The following is a 24,129-nucleotide window of genomic DNA, read 5'->3' as shown; positions in this document are numbered from 1 at the left end:
CAGTGGGATAGTTTGGGATTTTTCTCAAGGCCGTCCGGGTTATGCTGATGTCATCGTCATCGAATGACAGGGGAAGATGCGGACCATGTTGGGCAAGCTGTTTATCGACCACCCGCGGTCGGTCCAGGAAAACTACGGTGAGCATGCCGTCATGGCGGCGTCCTTCGGCGGCCGCATGGTGCTGGCGGGCTTGGCCTGTCTGGTGCACGCCGTCGTGCCGGGCCTCTTCGTGCGCACCGGCAGCCGCACCATCACCGCCCTGTATGACGAGATGGTGGTGAACCGCAACCGCAAGGCCGCCCCGCCAGAAGGCACTGTGGGCGCCGGCTACCGCTCGATATCAGGGTAACGCGTCCGGCTTTCCATCAGGGCCGGTGCCAGCGCCAGGATGGCGTCCACCACGGCTGGGTCGAAATGGCGGCCCCGTTCCTTGGTCATGTGCGCCAGGATGCTCTCCAGGGGCCAGGGCGTTTTGTAGGGCCGGTGGCTGCCCAGGGCGTCGAACACGTCGGCGGCGGCGACGATGCGGGCCAGCGGGTCGATCTCATCCCCGCGCAGGCCCCGGGGATAGCCCGTTCCATCCCATTTCTCATGATGCTGAAGGGAGATGACGGCGCCGGCGCGCAGGATGTCCTGACGTGCATCCTTCAGCATGCGCCAGCCGATGTCGGCGTGCGTCTGCATTACCTTCCATTCCTCCGCGTCCAGCTGACCGCGCTTGTTCAGGATATGGTCGGGAATACCGATCTTGCCGATGTCGTGCAGGGGGGCGGCATAGCGCACCCGGGTCACCATGGTTTCGTCATAGCCCAGGTAGGCGGCGATCATGCCCGCCGCCTCCGACACCCGCTTCAAATGGTTGCCAGTTTCCTGGTTGCGCGTCTCCACCGCCTCGCCCAGGCGGAAGACGATCTCGCGCTGGGTCTCCTCGATTTCCTCTTTCAGGCGCAGGTTGTCGAAGGCCACGGCCAGGTTGCGCACGAACAGGGCCAGCAGATCCCGGCCCAGGGGCGTAGCGGCGGCCAGGCCGTCCAGGTACAGCAGGCGGCGCCCGCCACCGCCGGTGGGCAGCCATTCGCTCCAGCGGTCGTGCTCTCGCAGGTTTCCGTCCAGCGTCAGCGCGGCCTGCACGTCCATGGGCAGTGGTCCGTCCCGGTCAAGGGTTTCGAACCGGCCGCAGGCGGCCAGGGCGTGGGCCGGGCCCTCGGGCCGCTGCTGCTCCAGTACCAGGCCGTTCAGGCCCACTCCGCCCGTCAGGCCCGCCAGCTGCTCCAGGCAGGTGCGGGCCAGGCGGTCGGCCGCGGTCAGGTGGAAGATGCGGGGCAGCGCGTCGATCAGCCGGCGCAGGCCCTGGCGGCTCTGCTCCACCGCCGCGATATCGCGGTACCCGCGCAGGCAGGAATACATGAGGGTGAACAGCTGCCGCTCCGTCAGTTCCCCCTTCTCACGATAGTTGTCGATGTCGTAGCGGGCGATGATGTCGGCCTCGGGCGCCGAGCCCGGCTGGCCGGTGTTCAACACGATGCGTACCTGGCGGTTGCCCAACCGCTCCCGCACCGCCTTAGCCGCGTCCAGGCCGGCGCTGTCGCTTTCCATCACCACGTCCAGCAGCAGCACGGCGATGTCCGGATGTTCCGCCATGCGCTGCAGGGTCTCCGCCCCGGAATAGGCGTGCAGGAAGGCCAGCGGCCGACCGTCCATGCGAAACCCCTCCAGCGCCAGTTCGGTGACGGCATGGATGGCCGCGTCATCGTCGGCGATCAGCACCTTCCAGGGCGCCACAGGGGGCGCCACAGGGGGCGCCACGGGCGATGCCGGTGGAACCGGGTCGGCGGACGGCCGGGCGAACAGGTCGTCGAAGGTCATCATGGCGATGTCCGGGTGAGAGCATCAGGCGCAGTCTCCGCCGAAATGGCGGGAGGCAGGACCAGGGGCATGTCGATGCGGAAGGTGGTGCCGGCGCCGGGGGCGCTATCCACGGTGATGCGGCCGTTGAGGCCGCTGGTGACCAGGGTATGGGCGATGGACAGACCCAGGCCGCTGCCGCCCTGGCCCCGCTTGGTGGTGTAAAAGGGTTCGAAGCAGCGGTGGCGCACCTCCGTGGTCATGCCGATGCCGTCGTCGCGCACCTCCAGGATGGCGCGGGGGCCTGACCGGGCCAGGGTGACGCGCACGGTGCCGCCCTCCTGGTCGGGGAAGGCGTGGATGACGGCGTTCAGCACCAGGTTGCTGATTACCTGCCACAGCTGGGCCGGCACGGCCCGCACGATGATCTCGCCGTCCCCCTCGATGACCAAGGTATGTCGGCCGCGCCGCAGCTCGGGTCGCAGGTTCATCAGCGCATCTTCCAGGTACCGCTTCAGCCGCACCTCATGCGCGGCGTCGCCGTGCTGGTCGATGGCCACCTGCTTGAAGCTGCGTACCAGCCGGGTGGCGCGATCCAGGTTTTCCTGGATCAGCGACGTCAGGGTGGCCGCCCGCTTCAGGTAGTCGTCCAGCATCTCCTTGGTCATGGTGCGCCCGGCGAAGGCGTCGGCCAGCAGGCGGGTGCGCTCCGCCAGGGTGCTGGCGGCGGTGACACCCACGCCGATGGGGGTGTTTATCTCATGCGCCACACCGGCCACCAGGCCACCCAACGCGGCCATCTTCTCGCTTTCCACCAGCTGGTCCTGGGCACTCTCCAGCTGCGCGAGGGCCGACACCGCGCGCTCCTTGGTGGCGGCCAGCGCCAGCTCGTCACGCTTGCGGGCGGTGATGTCGGTGGCCAGGCCCACGATCAGGTCGCCGCCCGGCACCAGGCGGAAACGGGCCTCGTACCAACGCCGGCCGCCAGGCAGAGGCGCGTCGAAGCTGTACTGCCCGCCCCCCTCCGCCAGGCGGGCCAGCAGGGCGGGCATGGTCAGCAGGCGCATGCCGGCGGGATAGAGGCCGGCCAAGTGGGCGTTGACCTCGGCCAGGGTGGCGCCGGGCCAGGTCAGATGCTCCGGCAGGTCCAGCACGGCGGCCAGGCGGGCGTTGGCCGCCTTCACCCGGCCCTCGCGGTCAAGCAGGCACAAGCCTTCCGTCATGTTGTCGAAGGTCAGCCGCAGCTCGCCCACCGCCTGGTGCAGGCGCTGCTCCAGCAGGATGGCCGGGGCCAGCAGTCGACGCGACGCGGCGCCGTAGGCCAGCCAGATGCCGGCCAGCAACAGGACCGCGCTGCCCAGGGGCCACAGGCTGCCGCTGAGCAGCGCCGACAGGAAGTCCTCCCAGGGCACGCGGACCACCAGCGACCAGCCGAGGTTGGTCAGGGGCAGGGCGGCCGTCAGCCAGGCGCCGTCGCGCACCGGCTGGCCAGCACCGGCCAGCGCCTTTCGCATCTCGGCCACGGGCAGGCTGGGGCGGTCGCCGGTCTTAGGGTCCGGCAGCACGGATTCCGCCGGGGCGCCGCCACGCGACACGACGGTGCCTTTGGCGTCGACGATCATCAGTTCGTTGCCGGGAAGGTCCGGCAGGGGTCCGATCGCCCGCCACAGTCCCTCCAGTGACAGGCTGACGGTGATGGCCAGGAAGTCGGGCCGGTCGCTGGATCGGGTGAGATAGGCGGCGGTGACGCCCCGCCCCGCCACCATGCTGCGATAGGGCGGGCTCATCATGCCTTGGCCGGTCTTCAGCGCGCGTTGCGCCAGGCCGCGGATGCTGGCGATCAGGCGTTCGCCGGTCATGTTGTCGCGCAGGCCCCGGGGCATGTCGGGATAGGTCAACGCCCAGTCCGGCCCGATCACGGTGACCGAACTGATGGGCGTGCCGCTGGCCAGCAGGCTGATGCTCTGCAACAGGGACAGAAGGCAGGCGGTGGGGCCGGCGGGCGGGCGCTGGTCAGGTGCCGCCAGGATCAGGTGGGCGTTCAGCGCGATGGGATCGGGGGTCAAGCGCTCGTTACAGCGCACGGCGTCGTTGACGGGCAGGCCTTGAATGCTGCCGGGCTCCGCCCGTGTCCCCGACAGGCGCGCGGCCACGCCGTCACCGATGGTGCGCGCCTGTTCCAGCGCCGGGGTGAGGGTCAGGGCCCGGGCCAGCAGTTGGCGCTGCAGGTCGGCAAGCAGCGCGTCGGCGTCGTGGTGCAACTGGGCCCCCGCCACCGCCAGCACGGCCAGGGTCAGCAGCATGGCGGCACCCAGCAGGCCCCGGCGGCCGAATTGGCTCAGGCGCGGAATGCCGGCGCCGTCCAAGGCACGGTCAGGGTTGGGCGTCCCGTCCCGCGGCGCCGTCGTCAGCGCCGGTGTGGGGCCCGGGGTTGGGGAGGATGGAAAGGTCATAAGGGTCCGCGGTGCCACCTGCCCCGGTCCGAAAGGGGGAAGGGTGGGGCGCGTCCGGGACGCGCCCGCTGGGACCGGTACCTGGCCGTCATATGGACCAGCCGGCGACCCCGCTCATCGTATGCTTTGGCATAGATGGTCCGGTGAGCCTTGGACTACAGGCCGCCTCCGGCGCCCTCGGGGGCTGGCCCGTCGCCATTGAAACGGTCGATGCCGGTCATAACCCGGGTAATCATCTCGCGCTCGGCCACGCTCAGGTGCGGGTGCCAGATGTCGAACAGCAGGATGACGCGGGTCTGGTCACTGTCGTTCCACGCCTCATGCTCGATGGTGTCGTCGAACACCCAGGCCTCGCCCACCTTCCATTCCCGCACCTCGTTGCCGACCCGGAAGCCGCAGCCGGGCGGGACCACCAGGGGCAGATGTACCACCAGCCGGGTGTTGGATACGCCGGTGTGGGCGGGAATGCGGGTGCGCGGCTTCAGGATCGAGAACATGGCGGCGGGTGACTTGCCCGGAACCTGCGGCTGGGGCATGGCGTCCAGCAGGGCGGCGGTCCTGGGGCAGCGGGCGCGGTTTTCGGCGTGCGGCCGGCCGTAATGCATGAAATGGAATGCGCTCCACCGCGGGGAATGGTTCAATTCCGCCCACTGGTCCAGGGGCAGGCCCTCGGGATAGGCGATGTAGGGCACGAACCGCTGGGGATCGTCCCCGTCCCGCAAGACGGCGGCCAGTTCCGCGCGCACGGCGTCGGTCCCGGCTTCCAGCTCCGCCAGCCAGGGGAATTCCTCGCGGTCGAAAAATTCGATGGCTGGCAGGCCCGGGTAGAAGAACTGCGCCGGCTGCTGGTGATAGGGTTTGGCGCGCCCCAGCGCCATGTCGACGAAGCGGGCCATGCGCCGCGCCTCCCCGCTGGCGCAGCGGTGCAGATCGCCGTCGATCTCCTCTTTCAGGAAGCCGTCGAGGTCGGCGAGATACTCCGCATGGCGTTCCCGCGCGCGGGCCACGGCCCGGGCGGTGGCGGCGTCCAGCACCGCGTCCGGCGGCGCCAACTGCAAGGCGGTGCCGTAGGCCGCTCCCGCCTGGCGCGGCTGATCCATACTGTCCAGCAGCGAGGCGCGCATCAGCAGGGCCATGAAATTCCGGGCGTCCAGCGCCAGCGCCCGGTCCAGCGCCGACAAGGCGACCTGGGCCTGGCCCAGCGCGCGATGGGCGCCCGCCAGGTTCAGCCACAGCGGTACCTGGCTGGGCAGGACGGACAGCGCCTCTTCCAGCAAGGCCACAGCCCGCGCCGGCTGGCCCGCCGCCATGGCCCGAACCGCCGCCGCGTTCAGGCCGCGGGCCTGATCCTCCGCCTCCGGTCGGCTGCCGCCGGTCCCCGCCTCGTCACCCATAACGCCCCCGCGTTTTCCAGGTGGTGCTGATCATATCGGGGACATGGCCAGGCCTCGCGGCCCGATTCCCCGCCAGCACCCTCCCGTTTTCATTACCGGTCTGGCCGCACCCGGCCTGCCTTTATGCCTACTACTATAGGCAGGGCGGAAGAGGCGCCACAAGGGGGCGTGTCAGGATTTGTTACACAGCTTAAAATTTGGGCGAACTGCAAAAAATTAAGCCCCAGCAGAGGGTTCCGCTGGGGCTTTTCTCATCTGTGGCAGGTGGATTTACTTCTCGCCCACCACGCCGCAGGCGATACGGCCGCCGCCGCCGCCGAGCGGTTCCGGCGTGTCGGAGAAGTTGTCGCCGCCGGCGTGAATCACAAAGGCGTGACCGGCCAGGTCGGACAGCGTCAGGTGCGGCACCGTCAGCGGCTCGGGCGCGCTGCTGCCATCGGCCGTGACCGTCAGCGGCGGCAGGTCGCCCTTATGGCCGTCGGCCGTGGGCCCCAGGTGCTTGCCGGTGCCGGCGGGGTCGAAGTGGCCGCCAGCGCCCAGCCCGGCGCCGGGCTTGCCGTCCTTCTCTCCCGGCTGGCACGAGGCGTTGGCATGCAGGTGGAAGCCGTGCACCCCCGGCGGCAGGCCGGTCAGCTTGGGCGTCAGCACCAGGCCGCCGCTGCCCTCGGTGGCGGTGATGGTGCCGATGGCGGCCCCCACGCCGGTGGCGGTGATCAGGTGGACGGTGGTGACGACCGGGGCGCCGGCGGCCAGGGCCGGGGCGGTGGTGGCGACCGCCATCGCGGCCGACAGCAGGGCGGCGCGCAGAATGGACTTCGTCATGCTTTCCCTCCAGATGGGCCCGGCGTTCCCGGCGGACCCGGCGCGGGCTTTTGGGCAGGCAGGTTTGGTTAACGCGCTGAATGATAGGGGAGAAGGCGAGGCCCCACCAGCGGTCAGGCTGCCTAGGCCGTAAGATTGCGACTATGTCGCGGGGCTGGCGATTCACGCTATCGTCGGTGTGCATACATCGCTGTCAAAGGCCGCCTCCATGATCCCGCCCCCGCCCGACGATGGTCTGAAACGCCAGGGCCGCATCCTGCTGGTGGAAGACGACGACCGGTTGGCGCCCCTGGTGGTGCGCCATTTGGTCGACAGCGGTTTCCAGGTCGACTGGGCGGTGGACGCGGCGGCGGCGGACGCGCATTTGCGGGCGCATCCCGTCGACCTGGCGGTGCTGGACATCATGCTGCCGGGGGAGGATGGCCTGTCCCTCTGCCGCCGTATCCGCCGGGACCACGACATCGGCATCATCATGGTCACCGCCCGGGGGCAAGAGGCCGACCGCATCCGCGGCCTGGACCTGGGCGCTGACGACTACCTGCCCAAGCCCTACAGCCTGTGGGAACTGGAGGCGCGGGCCAAGGCGGTGCTGCGCCGCTGCGTCCGCGCGAGCCCGGCGGCCCCGCCCGCCATCCACCACGCCGGTCCCTTCCGCATCGACGCCGGCAGCCGCGCCGCCAGCCTGCATGGCCAGGCCCTGGATCTGACGCGCACCGAATTCGACCTGCTGGCCCGCCTGGCGGCGGAGCCTGGGCGCGTGTTCAGCCGCGACATGCTGCTGGAATGCGTGCGCGGCGGGGAGACGGACGCCTTCGACCGCGCCGTCGACACCCACGTCAGCAATCTGCGCCGCAAGATCGGCGACGATCCCAAGGCCCCCACCTTCATCCGCACGGTGTGGGGGGTGGGCTACCGGTTCCACCTGTCATGAGGGGTCCAGGCCTGTTCCGTCTGATGTTCTGGCGGGCGCTGCTGCTGGTTGCCGTCTGCCTGGGCATCCTGGTGACGCTGTCCTTCCACTTCCAGGCGCGCTTCCTCTACGGCGATTGGCAGCGCGACCTGCAGGACCAGGCCCGCTGGCAGGCGAGCCACTGGCCCGTGGACCAGGACCCGGCAACCGTCGTCCAGGCCTGGCGGGCGGCGCACGGCCGGGTGCGCCTGACCGTGTTGGCGGCGGACGGCAGCGTCGTTGCGGACAGCCGCCCCGACAAGCCCCCCCTGGATCCCCGGCTGATCGGTGCGGGGCACCAGGATCTGGAGGTGCTGGTGGGGGCCGCCCCGCTGCCCGGCGGGGATACCTTGGTCCTGAGCCGCGCCGGCCAACCGGCGATACCCTTTCATGTGGAGTTCGTGCCCGTTGTGCTGGTGGTCATCGGACTGGCCGCCCTGCTGGTCTGGCCGCCGGTGCGAGACCTGACGGCGGCCTTCCGCCGCTTATCCAGCCTGGCCGCCCGCGTGGCCGACGGGCACTTCGGGGAGACGCTGGACCCGCCGCGCCAGCGCGAACTGGCGGGGCTGGTCAAATCCTTCAACGACATGTCGCAGGCCTTGCGCGATGCCGAGACGCGGCAGCGCCGGCTGCTGGCCGACGTGTCGCATGAACTGCGTTCCCCCTTGGGCCGGCTGCGGGCACTGGGGGAAACCATCGCCCGCCGGCCGGAACAGGCGAACCCGCACCTGGCGCAGATGGACGCGGAAATCGCGCTGATGGATCGCCTGATCGGCGACATCCTGGAGGCGGCACGGGTGGAAGAGGGGGCCGTTTCATTGGAGCGGCAAGCCGTGCCGTTGGCCGACTGGGGGCGCGACGCCTTCTCCCGGCTCTCATCCCGCATCGAGGGCGCCGGCATCGGGGTGTCGGTGAAGGTGGACGGGGACGCCACCGTTCATATGGATGCCGAACGCCTGTTCCAGGCCCTGGGCAACCTGGTAGACAATGCGGTGGCCGCCACCCAGGGCCGGCCGGAGGCGCACATAAGCCTCAGCCTGCGGGCCGATGACGTGGGCTGGCGGGTGACTGTGGCCGACAACGGCCGAGGCATCCCGGCGGCCGATCTGCCCCACGTCTTCGACCGCTTCTTCCGTGTCGACCGCCACCGGGGCCGTCGCACCGGCGGCGCCGGCCTGGGTCTCGGCATCGCCCGCAGCCTGGTGGTGGCGCAGGGCGGCCGGCTGACGCTGGACAGCACGGTAGATGTGGGCACTACCGCCACCATGGCTTTCCCCACACTTTCCTGACAATCGCGGCAAAGGCGCCCGACACCGCCCTGCCATGCTGCCCTCTCTTCAACGAAAGAGGGGGTGCAGGTGTCGCCTGTCATTCAATTGCTGGCCGCCGGGCGGACGTTCCGCCAGGGGCCTGACGAATACGCCGCCCTGCGGCCCGCCACCGTCACCATCGATCGGGGGCAGTATGTGGCGGTGACGGGGGCATCGGGCTCCGGCAAGTCCACGCTGCTGAACCTCATCACCGGGGTGGACCGGGCCAGCCAGGGCTCCGTCCGCGTCAACGGCACGGCGCTGGAGACACTGAGGGAGGGGGCGCTGGCCCGCTTGCGGGGGGCCAGCATCGGCATCGTCTTCCAGTTCTTTGAACTGATCCCCACGCTGACCGCCCTGGACAATGTCGTGCTGGCCATGGATTTGGTGGGCACGGTGCCGGCCAGGGCGCGCCGGGCGCGGGCCCTGTCCCTGCTGGGCGACATGGGCCTGGCCAACCAGGCCTTCCGTCCACCCGGTCGCCTCTCGGGTGGCGAGCAGCAGCGTGTGGCCATCGCGCGCGCCCTGGCCAACGACCCACCCATCCTGGTCGCGGACGAGCCCACGGGCAACCTGGACCGCGCCAATGGCGAGCGGGTGACCGCCCTGTTCGACCGCTGCGTGGCCGATGGGCGCACGGTCATCGTCGCCACCCACGAACGCGGCGGGCTGGACCGTTATCACCGCGTGCTGCGGGTCGAGGATGGCCAGGTGACGGAAAGTGGGATGGCGGAGGGCGCGCCATGACCGCTGTGCGTCTTAAGAAGGTGGCGCGCGATTTCGGCGTGCGCTGGGGCCGCACCCTCATGGCTTTTGCCGGCCTGACCATCGGCCTGTTCGTCGCCGGCGCGGTGGTGGCCGCCTACTCCCTGCTGCGCACCGACCTGGATGCCGGCTATCGCCGCACGAATCCGCCCAACCTGGTGCTGCGCACCGATGCGGTGCCGCCGGAAGCGCTGCGCCGGCTGGCGGTCCTGCCCGGCGTGGCGGCGGTGGAGGAACGCCCCCTGGTGATGGCGCAGGTGCAAACCAGGCCGGGCCGCTGGTGGCCCCTGGAACTGGCGGTGGTGGACGATTTCCGCGACCTGCGCGTGGCCACATTCGCCCCCGACGCCGGCCTGCCCAAGGAGGCTTGGCCGCCCCCCACCGGCGGCCTGCTGCTGGAACGCGACGGGCGCTATTTCATGGGGGGCGGGCCGGGGTCGGCCCTGCCGCTGCGCTTCGCCGACGGCGGAACCGCCAGCGGGACCTTCAGCGGCTATGTCTTCGATCCGGGCCAGCATCCCTCGCGCATGGAAATGGTGCTCTACGGCTATGTCACCCGCGCCACCCTGGCCGCCTGGGGCCAGGCTTTGGACGGCACCCGCCTGCTGCTGACCACGCGTGCATCCAGCGGCCCGGAAAGCGCCGGCGCGCTGGCCGCGGCGGTGAATTCCACGCTGGCGGCGGCGGGCGTGACCGTGCGGCGCATGGACATCCACGATGTGCCGGTCTACGGCCACCAGAACCAGCTGGACGCGCTGTTGGTGCTGATGGCCGGCCTGGCCCTGACCACCCTGGTCATGGGCACGGTCCTGGTGATCAACCTCATCGACGGGATGATGACGCGGGAGCGGCGGGTGGTGGGGGTGATGCGGGCCCTTGGGGCCCGGCCAGGGCAGGTGCTGCGTGATTATCTGTTGGCCGCGGGCGCCTTGGGCCTGGCGGCGGCCCTGGCCAGTCTCTGGCCCGCCTTGGCCACGGGCACCCTCATGGCCCGTTTCCTGGCCGCCGGCAACAATTTCGACCTGGTGACGCCCCGGCCGCCCCTTTGGGTGGCGGCCATCATCCTGGTCTTCGGTGCCGGCACTCCGCTGGCGGTGGCCACCTGGCGGGTGGGGCGGACGGTGCGCCTGCCTGTGCGCCTGGCCCTGATGCGGACCGAAGGTCAGGGCGGCGGCGTGGGCGTGGGGATGCTGGGCCGCGCCATGTTCCTGCCCCTGCTGCCCCGCCTGGCGCTGGGGGCCGTGCTGCGGCGGCCCCGCCCGGCCTTGCTCAGCGCCCTGGTGCTGGCCATCGGCCTGGCCTTTTTCCTGACGGCCCTGAACGTCCGGGCCTCCATGCAGGGCACGGCGGCGGCCGTGGCGCGGACCAAGCCCTATGACGTGCAACTGGCGCTGCGCCAGCCTTATCCGGTGGACCGCCTGCGACCCCTGCTCGCCGGCCGATCAGAGGTGCGCATCGCAGAGTACTGGCGGACGGCGGCGGTCATACCGCTGACCACCGACGGTGCGCGCCTGGGCAACACCATCCCCGTGGCGGCGCCGCCACCGGACACCCGCCTGCTGCGCCCCGACCTGCTGGCCGGGCGGTGGCTGGACGGGACGGAGCCCTACGGTGTCGTCGTGACGCAGAAGCTGCTGGCCGACATGCCGGCCATACAACTGGGAGCCAGCTATCAACTGCGCGCCGGGGACCGTTCCGCGCCGGTCACCGTCATCGGCGTGGTGCGGGAATTCGGGCCCGGTCGCATCTACGCCCCAGCGGCGGTCATGGACGCCTTGCGCCCGTCCCCGGCGGACGTAGACCTGGTCTACCTGGCATTGACCCCGGGCACGGACCAGCGCGAGGCCGCCCAGCAATTGCAGGACGGTCTGACCGCCGCCGGCATCCAGGTGGGGGAGGCGGAAACGGCGGGGATGCTGAAGGCCATCATCGACGGTCATCTGGACTTCATCACCCTCATCCTCATGGCGATCTCCGCCCTGGCCTTGGCTACCGGTATACTGGGCCTGGCGGCCTGCATCGGCGTCAGCGTGGCGGAACGGGCGCGCGAGATCGGGGTGATGAAGGCCATGGGCGGCGGCGGCGCCACCCTGGTGCGTCTGTTCATCTATGAGGCGGTGGTCATCGCCGTCCTGGGCTGGGGTGTCGCCTGGGCATTGGCGCCGCTCATCAGCCGCCCGGTGGTGGCCCGGTTCGGCCAGAGCATCATCCGCTATCCCTTCGACTATCAGGCTAGCGTGTGGGGCGCCGCCGCCGGCCTGGGGGGCGCCCTCGCGGTGGCGGTACTGGCGGCGCTGGTCCCCGCGCTGACGGCGGCGCGCACCGCCGTGGCCAGTGCTCTGCGGGTGGAGTGAGCCCGCCCGTTTGATTGCTGTTTTGTAAGTGCCAGGCCGGATCCGCAAGGGTCCGGCCTTTTTCATTGTGCACCTGCACACATGATTATTTGGGTGAGCAAAGCAGAATTGGTTAACAGCCGCCTTCCTGTCTGAATACGTATGTGACTGTTACTGGATCGTTGCACATACGTATGCGGACTATGTTACAAAAATCCGCCCCACACTATGATCGTCGCAAATTCGGGAGGATACGGGGCCAGGGTGCCCAAGCACCCAAATCCAGGTTGATGCGCGTTCAGGTGGAAACGATACGGCCAGGCGCCCTGAAACGCTTGGTACAGTCGTACCTGAGCCATCTCTGATCCATACCGTGACATTCATGACGTCGCGCAAGGTGCCCCGTCGACCCGGGGCGGCCACAGCCTTCGTTCACGCCGGGGCGACCCGGGGGGTATCCGTCCGCAGGGGCGGACACTTTGAAGAACAGCAGCAACTGGGCCGGGTAACGGCCTGCTTAAGCCAAGACTTAAGGGGAGGGTGCCATGAGGAACACGAAGATCAGTTTGGCCGCCAGGCTCGCCCTGGGTGTCAGCGCCGCCGTGCTGATGATGCACGGGTCCGCCCTGGCGCAGAGCGCGCCGGCCGATGCCGCCGCCGCCAACGACGACATGCAGGAAATCGTCGTCAGCGGCTTCCGCCACTCGCTGGAAACGGCGATCGAGGCGAAGCGCGACGCCAGCCAGATCGTGGAAGCGATCTCGGCCGAGGATATCGGCAAGCTGCCGGACAACTCCATCGCTGAATCGCTGGCCCGCCTGCCGGGCCTGGCCGCCCAGCGCGTGGACGGCCGCGCCCAGGTCATCAGCCTGCGCGGCTTGGGCCCCGACTTCACCCTGACCACCCTGAACGGGCGCGAGCAGGTGTCGACCGGCAACAACCGCAGCGTCGAATACGACCTGTACCCCTCGGAAATCATCAGCAGCGCCGTGGTCTACAAGACCCCGCAGGCCGGCTTCACCGCCCAGGGCTTGGCCGGCACCGTGGATCTGCAGACCGTGCGCCCGCTGGACTACGGCAAGCAGGTGCTGTCCGCCTCCGCCCGGTATGAGCAGACCTCCATCGGCAAGCTCAACTCGGACAGCGAGGACAAGGGCTACCGCGCCAGCGCCACCTACATCGACCAGTTCGCTCACGATACCCTGGGCGTGTCGCTGTCCATCGCCCACCTGAACTCGCCGACGCAGCAGGAAACCTCGCGCGTCTGGGGTTATCCGCAGCTATCCAACGGCAAATACGTCATCGGCGGTGACGAGGTGCGCGCGAACTCCGAAGAGTTCAACCGCACCGGCATCATGAGCACGGTGCAGTACAAGCCCACCGACAACTTCACCACGTCGCTGGACTTCTTCTACACCCACTACCAGGACTACCAGTGGCAGCGCGGCATTGAGATGCCGCTGCAATGGGGCAACGGCTCGGCCATCGGCGCGCAGCCGCCCGTGGCGCTGCTGCCCGGCTACACCACCGTCGGCAACATGATCACCAGCGGCGCGTTCAGCGGCGTGAAGGGCGTGGGCCGCAGCGACGTGGGCACCACCCAGTCCGACCTGTATTCCATCGGCTGGAACGGGCGCTACACCAAGGGCGACTGGACCGGCACCCTGGACGCCGGCTACAGCCTGGCCGACCGCACCACCACCCGCTTCGAATCCTACTTCGGCACCGGTTCCAGCGGGTCGTCGGGCGCCACCGACACCATCGGGTTCACCAATGTCGGCACCAATGAGGCCGGGTACCAGTACACTCACAACCTGAACTACGCCGATCCGAACCTGATCAAGCTGACCGATCCCAATAACTGGAACGGCGGCACCACCCCCTATGCCCAGAACGGCTACCTGAACAAGCCGCGGGTGCACGACGACCTGTACTCGCTGAAGGGCGATCTGAAGAAGGACTTCCACGAAGTCGCCTTCCTCAAGGACATCGACATCGGCGTGAACTACACCGAGCGCAACAAGGAATACTACCAGCCGGAATGGTACGTCACCCTGACGTCCAACCTGACCGCGCCGGTTGACCCGCTGACCGGGGTGAGGGGCGCCAGCGCCGCCATTCCGTCATGGGCCATGGTGGGCACCGCCGACCTCAGCTGGATCGGCCTGGGCAACACCGTTGCCTACAACCCGGTGGAACTGCTGTCCCGCGGCGTCTACAGCCTGGTGCCTTGCGGCCAGTATCGTGCCAACTGCACCGGCGACAGCCACTACACCGTGGATGAAAAGGTCACGACAGCCTTCGTCAAGGCCGACGTCGACGGCAACCTGGGCAGCGTGAAGGTCACCGGCAATGTCGGCCTGCAGCTGGTCCATACCGACCAGTCGTCCACGGGCATCGCTGTCAGCACCGCCAACTCCGCCGCCGGCGTCTACGCCCCCCGCACCCAGGGCATCGCCTACAATGACCTGCTGCCCAGCCTGAACCTGTCCTTCGTGCTGCCCAACCCGGACCACCAGATCCGTCTGGGCGCCGCCCGCGAGATGATGCGGGCCCGCATGGACCAGATGCAGGCCAACCTGTCCTACAGCTTCGACAGCTCCAAGGCCGGCTACACCGGCGGCAACCTGAACAACAGCCCGTGGAGCGGCAACGGCGGCAACCCGTACCTGAAGCCCTGGTACGCCGACGCGGTGGACCTGTCCTACGAATACTATTTCAACAAGGCCGGCTACCTGTCGCTGGCGGCGTTCTACAAGCACCTGGAAAACAACATCTACAACAAGAGCACGGTGACGGACTTCACCGGCGTCACCAGCAATTCCACCACCGGGTCCAGCACCAACCTGGGTTATGTCACCGTGCCGGTGAACGGCACCGGCGGCATGATCGAGGGCGTGGAGGCCGCGTTCGCCGTGCCGCTGGACATGGTGTGGTCCAAGCTGGAAGGCTTCGGCATCAACGGCGCCGCCGGCTGGACGCAGACCGACCTGCAGGCGGGTTCCCAGGGTGTGGGCAGCGGCAACAGCACGCTGCCGGTGGCCGGCTACTCCAAGTGGACCGAGCAGGGCACGCTGTACTACGAAAACAGCGGTTTCGGCGCCCGCGTCTCGGTCACTCACCGCTCCGGCTACCTGTCGGAACAGACAGGCTTCGGCCAGGGCCGCGAGTTCGACCTGGCGGTGCCGGAGACCCTGGTCGATGCCCAGGTCAGCTACGACTTCGGCGAAGGCGCGCTCAAGGGCCTCTCCATCGTCCTGCAGGCCCAGAACCTGACCGACGAGCCGGTCATCACCTACTACAACGGCGATACCACGCAGAATTGGCGGTACGAAAAGTACGGCGTTCGTTATCTGCTCGGCGCTTCCTACAAGTACTGAGCCGATAGGGTGGGGTCTCCCGCCGGCATCCCGGCCGGCGGGCGCCTCTCGCCTTTCTCCCCGAGCCCTCGTGAGGCGGGCCCAGACCCAAGTGAACCCGGGCCCGCCTCACCCTTTTCCCCGCTCCGGTGGGGACGTACCGGCAACAGCGACCTGGAAGACAGGCCATGACGTTCGCCCCCCTCCGCGACATCGTCATCGTTGGCGGCGGCACCGCCGGATGGATGACGGCCGCCCTCTTCAGCCACATCCTCGGTCCCGGCGGCCACCGCATCCATCTGGTGGAATCCGAAGAGATCGGCACCGTGGGCGTGGGCGAGGCGACCATTCCCCCCATCGCCATCTTCAACCGCGCCTTGGGCCTGGACGAAAACGATTTCCTGCGTCAGACCCAGGGCACCATCAAGCTGGCCATCGAATTCGTGGACTGGCTGCGGCCGGGACACCGTTACCTGCACAGCTTCGGCGCTTTCAGCCGGTCGCTGGGGCTGGGCCATTTCCAGGATTTCTGGCTGCGAGCCCACCGCCTGGGCCTGACGGATGATTGGGAACCTTACATCCTGAACAGTGTGGCAGCCCGGCGCGGACGCTTCATCCGGCCCGACCCGCGCCGGCAAAGCCCGCTTGAGCCGCTGGCGCACGCCTTCCACATTGATGCCGGGCTTTACGCCCGCTATCTGCGGCGGTTCGCGGAACAGCGGGGCGTGCGCCGGACGGAGGGCAAGATCGTCCGCACCGTGCTGCGCGCCCATGACGGCTTTGTCGACGCGGTGGAGATGGCGGACGGTACCCGCGTCGCCGGGGACCTGTTCATCGACTGTTCCGGCTTTCGCGGCCTGTTGATCGAGCAGGCCCTGAACACCGGGTTCGAAGACTGGACGCACTGGCTGCCCTGTGACCGGGCCTGGGCCGTGCCCAGCGCGCATGACGGGTCGGCCGCCGCCCTGACGCCCTACACCCGCTCCACCGCGCGGCCCGCCGGCTGGCAGTGGCGCATCCCGCTGCAGCACCGTACCGGCAACGGCTACGTCTATTCCAGCCGCCATGTCAGCGATGACGAGGCGGCTGCCACGCTCATGGCCAACTTGGACGGCGAGGCCTTGGCCGAGCCGCGTCCGCTGCGGTTCACCGCCGGTCGCCGCCGTCGCTTCTGGAACCGCAACGTCGTGGCCGTGGGCCTGGCCGGCGGGTTCATGGAGCCCCTGGAATCCACCAGCATCCACCTGGTCCAGTCCGCGATTTCCCGCCTGATCACGCTGCTGCCCAATCATTCGTCGCCCGATGGGGGTTTCGATCCCGCCGTGGCGGACGAGTTCAACCGCGCGTCGGCCATCGAGTATGAGCGCATCCGCGATTTCATCATCCTGCACTACGCGGCCACGGAACGCGACGGCAGCCCCTTCTGGCGGGAGTGCCGGGACCGGCCGGTGCCGGAGGAATTGGCCCGCCGCATGCGCGTCTTCCGGGCAATGGGCCGCGTCGCCCGCGACCACGACGAACTGTTCAGCGAGGTGAGCTGGCTGCACGTCTTCCTGGGGCAGGGGGTTTGGCCGCGTGATTACCATCCCCTGGCCGACCAGTTGTCGGAGGAGGATCTGCGCTGTTTCCTGGACGACATCAAGGCGGCGGTGGCGCGCGAGGTGGACGCCATGCCCTCCCACGCCGACTTCATCGCCCGCCACTGCAAGGCCGACAGCCTGACGAGGACCGCATGATGCCCTTCAGCCGCCGTCTGGCGCTGCTTGCCACGACCATGATCATCGCCGCCGGGACCCTGCTGCCGGCGGGCATCTCCCGGGCCCGGGCCGCCGACTATCGCGACCGCCTGGCGGAGGATGAGGTGGTCTATTTCCTGCTGCCCGACCGCTTCGACAACGCCGACACCGCCAACGACACGGGTGGCCTGGGCGGCGGGCTCGGCGGCGACCGGTCGGTCACCGGCTATGACCCGACCGACAGCGGCTATTATCACGGCGGTGATCTTAAAGGCCTGATCCGGCGGCTGGACTACATCCAGGGCTTGGGCGCCACGGCCCTGTGGGTCGGCCCGGTGTTCAAGAACAAGGCGGTGCAGGGGGCGCCTGGCCACCAGTCCGCCGGCTATCACGGCTACTGGATCACCGACTTCACCCACGTCGATCCGCATCTGGGCACCGACGACGACTTCAAGGCCCTGGTGGACGCGGCGCACGCGCGCGGCATGAAGGTCTACCTGGACATCGTCATCAACCACACGGCCGACGTCATCCAATACAAGGAATGTGTGGGCAAGCCTTGTCCCTACCGCTCCAAGGCCGACTATCCCTACACCCGCAAGGGCGGCCCGGCCGGTCCGGCCATCAACGCCGGCTTCCAGGGCGACGAGGTCCGGACGGAAGAGAACTTCGTGCGGCTGACGGACCCGGCCTACGCCTACACCCCTTTCGTGCCCGAGGCGGAACGGCATGTTAAGGCGCCGGAGTGGCTGAACGACCCCCGCTACTACCACAACCGCGGTGAATCCACCTTCAAGGGCGAAAGCTCCCTCTACGGCGACTTCGGCGGCCTGGACGACGTGATGACCGAGCATCCGGCCGTGGTGCGGGGTTTCATCGACATCTACGGCGCCTGGATCGACCGCTATGGCATCGACGGCTATCGCATCGATACCACCCGCCACGTGAACCCGGAGTTCTGGCAGGCCTTCGTGCCCGCCATGCTGGAACGCGCCAGGGCCAAGGGCATTCCCCACTTCCATATCTTTGGCGAGGTGGCGGACACCGACGGCCGGGTGGCCATCCTGGCCCGCCATACCCGGGTGGACAAGCTGCCGGCCGTGCTGGATTTCGCCTTCCGCCGCGCCGTGGTCGACACGGTTGCCGGCACCAAGGGCACCGACAGGCTGGCCCTGATGCTGGACGGCGACGCCCTGTATGAGGGCGGTGAGGATGCGGCGCGCCAGCTGCCCACCTTTGTCAGCAACCATGACCACGGCCGCTTTGCCTACTTCGCCCGCAAGGCCTTCCCTCAGGCTGGGGAGGACGAGATCCTGAAGCGCGTCATCCTGGCCAATGCCCTGATGTTCACCCAGCGCGGCGTCCCGGTCGTCTATTCGGGAGATGAGCAGGGCTTCAGCGGCGGGGAGGATCGCGCCGGCCGCGAGGATATGTTCGGCAGCCGGGTCGCGTCCTACAACGCGGAACGCCTGGTGGGCACGACGGCCACCACCGCCACGCCCAGCTTCAACCCCGACCATCCCCTCTATAAGGCCCTGGCCGAGATGGCGCGCCTGCGTGAGGCGGAGCCGGCGCTGCGCCGCGGCCGCAGCGTCCTGCGCTACGCCGGTGAAAAGCCGGGTTTGTTCGCCGTCTCGCGTATCGACCCCGCCACGGGGCGGGAGGTGCTGGTGGCCGTCAACACCGGGACCCAACCGGTGAGCGCCCAGGTTGAGGTCGGGGCCCAATGGACCAGTTTCACCGCCTTGCACGGCTCATGCGGCCCTGCCCCTACCGCCCCCGGCAGCTATGCTGTCCGGGTGGCCCCCCTTGATTACGTTGTCTGCGCATCTGGAGAGGCTTCATGACCATGGAACACCCCACCCATACCGGACCGGGCGGCGCCCGACCCTGGTGGCGCGGGGCGGCGATCTACCAGATCTATCCGCGCAGTTTCGCCGACGCCAACAACGACGGGGTGGGCGACCTGCCCGGCATCACCCGGCATCTGGACCATGTCGCCAGCCTGGGCGTGGACGCCATCTGGCTGTCGCCCTTCTTCACCTCCCCCATGCGCGACTTCGGCTATGACGTGTCCGATTTCCGCGATGTCGATCCGCTGTTCGGCACCCTGGCCGATTTCGACGCCTTGGTGGCCCGCGCGCATGCGCTGAACCTCAAGGTCATCATTGACCAGGTCTATTCCCACACCTCGGACCAGCACGCGTGGTTCCAGGAAAGCCGCCAGGACCGCACCAACCCCAAGGCCGACTGGTACGTCTGGGCCGATGCCAAGCCCGACGGCAGCCCGCCCTGCAACTGGCAGTCCGTTTTCGGCGGCCCGGCCTGGACCTGGGATGCGCGGCGGCGCCAGTACTACCTGCACAACTTCCTGACCGAACAGCCAGACCTGAACGTGCACAATCCGGTGGTGCAGGACGCCCTGCTGGACGTGGCGCGCTTCTGGCTGGACCGGGGGGTGGACGGCTTCCGCCTGGATGCCATCAACTTCTCCATGCACGACCCGGCCTTCACCGATAACCCGGTGAACCCGGATACGCACGCCGTGCGCACGCGGCCCTTCGATTTCCAGCTGCATTCCAAGAACATGTCCCACCCGGACATCCCGAAATTCCTGGAGCGCATCCGCGGCGTGCTGGACAGTTACGATGGCGACCGCTTCACGGTGGCGGAGGTGGGGGGGCCGGACGCCGACCGCGAGATGAAGGCCTTCACCGCCGGCGACACGCGGCTGAACAGCGCCTACGACTTCAGCTTCCTCTACGCTGACACGCTGACCCCGGCCCTGGTGCGCAAGGCGCTGGAGCTGTGGCCGGATGAACCCGGCCTGGGCTGGCCCAGCTGGGCCTTTTCCAACCACGACGCGCCGCGCTGCGTTTCGCGCTGGGCAAAGCCGGAGGACCGCGCGGCCTTCGCCCGCATGGCGGCGCTGCTGCTGGTTACGCTGCGCGGCAACATCTTCTTCTACCAGGGGGAAGAACTGGCACTGACCCAGGTGTCCATTCCGTTCGAGCAGCTGCAGGACCCCGAGGCCATCGCCAACTGGCCCCTGACCCTGGGCCGCGACGGTGCCCGCACGCCCATGCCGTGGACGTCCGGCGCCCCCAACGCCGGCTTCAGCACGGTCCAGCCCTGGCTGCCCGTGGGCGCCGACCATGACGCGATGGCGGTGGACCGGCAGCAGGCCGACCCCCATTCACACCTGGCGCTGACCCGCCGGGTGCTGGGGCTGCGCAAGGCGCATGAGGCGCTGGCCGTGGGCGGGATGCGCTTTGTCGAGGCCGGCGAGCACGTGCTGGCCTTCGAACGCAGCCATGGCGACGAGACGCTGCTGTGCCTGTTCAACTTCGGGCCCGGGGCGTGGACGACGCCCGAGGGGGCGAACTGGCCGGTGGTGGACAGCGTGGGTGAACCCCAGTCCGGCACCCAGGGCTGGACCCTGCCGCCCTTCGGCGGGCTGGTGCTGTCACGGCCGTAAGGCTCTGATCCAAAAAGAAAAAAATGGGAGGGCGGTGGTGATGGTTTCCCTGACAAGGCGCCTGGGGGCGCTGGTGGTTTTGGCACTGGTGCTTGTGGCGTTGCCGGCCCTGGCGGAAACACCGGCCAAGGTCGTGGCCACCATCGCCTCCCCCGCCGCCACTCTCGCCGTGCGGGTGGAGCTGGATGGGGAGGGGCGGCCAGCCTATGCCGTCACCCGCCGTGGGGCGGAGGTCATCGCCCCCTCCCGCCTGGGTTTCCTGTTCACCGATGCGCCGAAGATGGAACGCGGCTTCACCCTGGCCGGCCAGTCCACCCGCACGGTGGATGAAACCTGGGAACAGCCCTGGGGCGAATGGCGTGCCATTGCCAATCATTTCAACGAACTGCGCGTGCGGCTGAAGGAAAAGGCGGGGGCCGCGCGCGAGCTGGACGTGGTGTTCCGCGTCTATGACGATGGCGTCGGCTTCCGCTATGAATTCCCCGACCAGCCGCAGCTGAAGACCGTGCGCATCGCCGACGAATTGACCGAGTTCGCCGTGGTGCGGACAGGGGAGGCATGGTGGACCCCGGCCGGGGAGTGGGACAGCTACGAATACATTTACAACCACACCCCCCTGGCGGAGCTGGGCCAGGCGCATACCCCCCTGACCATCCGCACCGACGACGGCACCCACATCGCCCTGCATGAGGCGGCGCTGGTGGACTATGCCGGCATGTGGGTGCGGCGGGTGGACGGCCAGCGGCTGAAGGCCACGCTGTCGCCCAGCCCGCTCGGCGCCCGCGTGGTGCGCCAGGCGCCCTTCACCACGCCGTGGCGCACCCTGATCTTCGCCGACAGCGCCGGCGGCCTCTACCAATCGCACCTGGAGCTGAACCTGAACGAGCCCAACGCCCTGGGCGACGTCAGCTGGGTGAAGCCGGAGAAGTTCGTGGGCGTGTGGTGGGAAATGCACCTGGGGTCCGCCAGCTGGGCCACCGGCCGCAAGCACGGCGCCACCACCGCCAATGTGCGCAAGCATATCGACTTCGCGGCCGCCAACGGCATCGGCGGCGTGCTGGTGGAAGGCTGGAACGTGGGCTGGGACGGCCAGTGGTTCGGCAACGGCAACGACTTCGACTTCAAGAAGCCGACGCCCGACCTGGACTGGGCCGGCATGGCCGCCTACGCCCGGTCCAAGGGCGTGAACCTGATCGGCCATCATGAGACCGGCGGTTCCGTCAGCCATTACGAAAGCCAGCTGGACGCCGCCCTGGATTACGCCCAGGGCCTGGGGATCCCCGCCATCAAGACCGGCTATGTCACCGATGACGGCGATATCGAGCGGGTGGAACCCGATGGCACAACCCTGCGCGAATGGCACGATGGCCAGTGGATGTCCCGCCACTACCTGCGCGTGGTGACGGAGGCGGCCAAGCGGCACATCGCCATCGACAGCCACGAGCCCATCAAGGATACCGGCCTGCGCCGCACCTATCCCAACTGGGTGGCGCGGGAAGGGGCGCGGGGCATGGAGTACAACGCCTGGGGCGACCCGAAGAACCCGCCCAACCATGAGGCGACGCTGGCCTTCACCCGCATGCTGTCCGGCCCCTTCGACTTCACGCCCGGCGTGGTCAGCCTGACGGGCAAGGACAACACCCGCATCCCCTCCACGCTCGCCAAGCAGCTGGCGTTGTACGTCGTGCTGTACAGCCCGGTGCAGATGCTGGCCGACCTGCCGGAGAACTACGCCAAGTACCCGGATGCCCTGGCCTTCATCAAGGCGGTGCCGGTCGACTGGTCCGACACCCGCGTGCTGAACGGCGAGGTCGGGCAATACGCCACCTTCGCCCGCAAGGACAGGAAGGGAGATGACTGGTACATCGGCAGCGTGGGCGACGACCAGCCCCGCACCCTGACCGTGACCCTGGATTTCCTGGACGCCGGCCGCGACTACACCGCCCACATCTACCGCGACGGCCCGAACGCCGACTGGCACACCGACGGCCATCCCATGATTGTGGAGACCCGCACCGTGCACCGGGGCGACACGCTGAGCCTGCCGCTGGCGCGCGGCGGTGGGGCGGCCGTGCAGCTGGTGGCGGGCAAGGGGCATTGATCATGATGACACTGACCCGCCGCACGGCCCTGGCCTGCCTGGCCGTCGCCACCCTGCCGGGGACGCCCGCCTTCGCCGGTGCGCTCTCCCCCACCGCACCGGACGGCCCCGGTCCCCTGCCGGGACGCTTGGTGGATATGGGCGACATGGCATCCGCCCATGCCAAGGCGCGCCGCGTCACGGTCTGGCTGCCGCCGGACTATGATGCCAGCCAGGATCGCTATGCCGTTCTTTACATGCACGACGGCCAGAACCTGTTCGACGCGGCAACGGCCTATGGCGGCCAGACCTGGGGCGTGGGCCAGCATCTGACCCGCCTGATGGCGGCCGGCACGGTGAAGCCGACGATGGTGGTGGGTATTTGGAATACCGACCTGCGCTCGCAGGAGTACGCCCCCAACCTGGACGGCCGATTGCCGGCGGAGCTGCAAGGCCTGGCGGGCTCCCCCCTGTCCGACGGCTATCTGCGCTTCGTGGTGGAGGAGCTGAAGCCCGCCGTCGATGCCCGCTTCCGCACCCGTCCGGCACGGGCGGACACGGTGGTCATGGGCTCCAGCATGGGCGGCCTCATCTCCCTCTACGCGCTGTGCCGGTATCCCCAGGTGTTCGGCGGCGCCGGGGCCCTGTCCACCCACTGGCTGGTCAGCACCCAGGGCGACCTGGTGAACGCCCACGACCCCCGCCTGGACCGTGTCGCCGCCCTGTTCCGCGACTACCTGCGCGACCGTCTGCCCCGCCCCGGTGACGGCAAGGTGTACTTCGACCACGGTACCATCAACCTGGACAGCCTCTACGGTCCCTACCAGGACAAGGTGGACGCCCAGATGCGGGCACAGGGCTATCGCGAGGACGTGGACTTCATGACCCGCGTCTACCCCGGCGCCGACCACAACGAGGCTTCATGGCGCGCGCGGCTGGACGTGCCGTTGGGGTTCCTGTTGGCGCGTTGAGCATATCGCCGGTTCGGGCCCTTGAGCGTAGCTACTCCAGCCTGATGTGGCCGACCATCAATACGGTGGTCAGCGAAGTCATATTGAAGCGCCGGCACTTGCAGCGTGACGGTCGCTACCGTGGCGGCATTTGCGGTCCCCGTGGATGCATGGGAGCGCAGGATAACGATTCCATCTTCCATAAACCGCTCCTTACGGCCCGGGCGACGCTGTCGCCTGGTGGCGCCGGCACTTTTGGCATTAGAATAAGGCCAACTGCGGGGCAGGCGAAGATGGACGATAGGGAAAAGCAGCTGCGGCGCATTCTGTTTCGAACGAAGATCATCCTCGCAACCATCGCCCTCAGCGTGGTTGTGCTGCTCGTCGAAGTCTTCAAAATGCCTTGGTGGCTAGCGATCGTTTTTGTTGTCGTCGGTTTCATCCTCAACGGCCTACTTGCCGTATGGGAAGACGATCTACCCGGCGGCTTCAACAATCCCCATCCGCCGAAAGTGCGCATGCCGCGCCAGCGCTGGCCTTGGTCGCGATAGCCGCATCCCACATACGTATTTCTCCCTTCCGTCTTCAGCCTCCCATACGTATTCAAGCCCTTGTGCGGTGCACTGCGGGGGACAGTGGGGCCTGCTGTCTTTTG

16 protein-coding genes are annotated in these 24,129 nt (G+C 68.5%); 12 read left to right on the top strand and 4 right to left on the bottom strand.

Going from position 1 to position 24,129, the window contains the following annotated elements; genetic code table 11:
• Window positions 1-76: 76 nt before the first annotated feature.
• Window positions 77-349, top strand: coding sequence for a DUF6356 family protein (locus tag FBZ87_RS22465; RefSeq protein WP_246134535.1), 273 nt, complete (start codon window positions 77-79; stop codon window positions 347-349).
• Here FBZ87_RS22465 and FBZ87_RS22460 read toward each other — a convergent pair.
• The 4 genes from FBZ87_RS22460 to sodC all read right to left on the bottom strand — a co-directional run bounded on the left by FBZ87_RS22460 (window position 328) and on the right by sodC (window position 6,514).
• The gene (locus tag FBZ87_RS22460; RefSeq protein WP_145612828.1) at window positions 328-1,869 is read right to left on the bottom strand and encodes an HD domain-containing phosphohydrolase; all 1,542 of its coding nucleotides are present in this window, start codon (window positions 1,867-1,869) and stop codon (window positions 328-330) included. The two genes, FBZ87_RS22465 and FBZ87_RS22460, sit on opposite strands and share 22 nt — an antisense overlap.
• The gene (locus FBZ87_RS22455) at window positions 1,866-4,298 is read right to left on the bottom strand and encodes an ATP-binding protein (RefSeq protein WP_145612827.1); all 2,433 of its coding nucleotides are present in this window, start codon (window positions 4,296-4,298) and stop codon (window positions 1,866-1,868) included. Before FBZ87_RS22455 ends, FBZ87_RS22460 begins: the two co-directional genes overlap by 4 nt.
• Before the next feature lie 155 nt (window positions 4,299-4,453).
• Window positions 4,454-5,692: an aspartyl/asparaginyl beta-hydroxylase domain-containing protein gene (locus FBZ87_RS22450; protein ID WP_145612826.1), complete on the bottom strand. Its 1,239-nt coding sequence runs from the start codon at window positions 5,690-5,692 to the stop codon at window positions 4,454-4,456.
• Between the two features lie 270 nt (window positions 5,693-5,962).
• Window positions 5,963-6,514 (bottom strand): superoxide dismutase family protein, encoded by a 552-nt coding sequence (sodC, locus tag FBZ87_RS22445; RefSeq protein ID WP_186291529.1) that lies wholly within the window; start codon window positions 6,512-6,514, stop codon window positions 5,963-5,965.
• Window positions 6,515-6,722: 208 nt separating this feature from the next.
• Here sodC and FBZ87_RS22440 point away from each other — a divergent pair, with 208 nt between their 5' ends.
• The 11 genes from FBZ87_RS22440 to FBZ87_RS22390 all read left to right on the top strand — a co-directional run bounded on the left by FBZ87_RS22440 (window position 6,723) and on the right by FBZ87_RS22390 (window position 24,025).
• Entirely contained in the window at window positions 6,723-7,445 is a 723-nt protein-coding gene (locus tag FBZ87_RS22440) for a winged helix-turn-helix domain-containing protein (RefSeq protein WP_145612825.1), read from the top strand.
• Window positions 7,442-8,752, top strand: a complete 1,311-nt coding sequence (locus FBZ87_RS22435; protein ID WP_145612824.1) for a sensor histidine kinase — start codon at window positions 7,442-7,444, stop codon at window positions 8,750-8,752. The genes FBZ87_RS22440 and FBZ87_RS22435 overlap by 4 nt, the downstream gene beginning before the upstream one ends.
• Before the next feature lie 69 nt (window positions 8,753-8,821).
• Window positions 8,822-9,520 carry an ABC transporter ATP-binding protein gene (locus FBZ87_RS22430; RefSeq protein ID WP_211107085.1) on the top strand — a complete coding sequence of 233 codons (699 nt, stop codon included), beginning with the start codon at window positions 8,822-8,824 and terminating at the stop codon, window positions 9,518-9,520.
• Window positions 9,517-11,892: an FtsX-like permease family protein gene (locus FBZ87_RS22425; RefSeq protein WP_145612823.1), complete on the top strand. Its 2,376-nt coding sequence runs from the start codon at window positions 9,517-9,519 to the stop codon at window positions 11,890-11,892. Before FBZ87_RS22430 ends, FBZ87_RS22425 begins: the two co-directional genes overlap by 4 nt.
• Window positions 11,893-12,416: 524 nt before the next feature.
• The gene (locus tag FBZ87_RS22420; protein WP_145612822.1) at window positions 12,417-15,251 is read left to right on the top strand and encodes a TonB-dependent receptor; all 2,835 of its coding nucleotides are present in this window, start codon (window positions 12,417-12,419) and stop codon (window positions 15,249-15,251) included.
• A gap of 167 nt (window positions 15,252-15,418) precedes the next feature.
• A complete protein-coding gene (locus tag FBZ87_RS22415) occupies window positions 15,419-16,966 on the top strand; it encodes a tryptophan halogenase family protein (protein ID WP_145612821.1) in 1,548 nt (515 codons plus the stop codon).
• Window positions 16,963-18,813: an alpha-amylase family glycosyl hydrolase gene (locus tag FBZ87_RS22410; protein WP_211107083.1), complete on the top strand. Its 1,851-nt coding sequence runs from the start codon at window positions 16,963-16,965 to the stop codon at window positions 18,811-18,813. Before FBZ87_RS22415 ends, FBZ87_RS22410 begins: the two co-directional genes overlap by 4 nt.
• Window positions 18,810-20,444, top strand: a complete 1,635-nt coding sequence (locus FBZ87_RS22405; RefSeq protein ID WP_145612820.1) for an alpha-glucosidase family protein — start codon at window positions 18,810-18,812, stop codon at window positions 20,442-20,444. Before FBZ87_RS22410 ends, FBZ87_RS22405 begins: the two co-directional genes overlap by 4 nt.
• Window positions 20,445-20,484: 40 nt before the next feature.
• On the top strand, window positions 20,485-22,545 hold the full coding sequence (locus tag FBZ87_RS22400) for a glycoside hydrolase family 97 protein (protein WP_145612819.1): 2,061 nt from the start codon (window positions 20,485-20,487) through the stop codon (window positions 22,543-22,545).
• A gap of 2 nt (window positions 22,546-22,547) precedes the next feature.
• On the top strand, window positions 22,548-23,495 hold the full coding sequence (locus FBZ87_RS22395; protein WP_145612818.1) for an alpha/beta hydrolase: 948 nt from the start codon (window positions 22,548-22,550) through the stop codon (window positions 23,493-23,495).
• Window positions 23,447-24,025, top strand: coding sequence for a hypothetical protein (locus FBZ87_RS22390; protein WP_145612817.1), 579 nt, complete (start codon window positions 23,447-23,449; stop codon window positions 24,023-24,025). Before FBZ87_RS22395 ends, FBZ87_RS22390 begins: the two co-directional genes overlap by 49 nt.
• The last annotated feature ends 104 nt before the right edge of the window (window positions 24,026-24,129 follow it).

Source organism: Nitrospirillum amazonense, assembly GCF_007828035.1.
GTDB classification, from domain to species: domain Bacteria; phylum Pseudomonadota; class Alphaproteobacteria; order Azospirillales; family Azospirillaceae; genus Nitrospirillum; species Nitrospirillum amazonense.
This window is presented reverse-complemented; position numbering and strand designations above follow the sequence as displayed.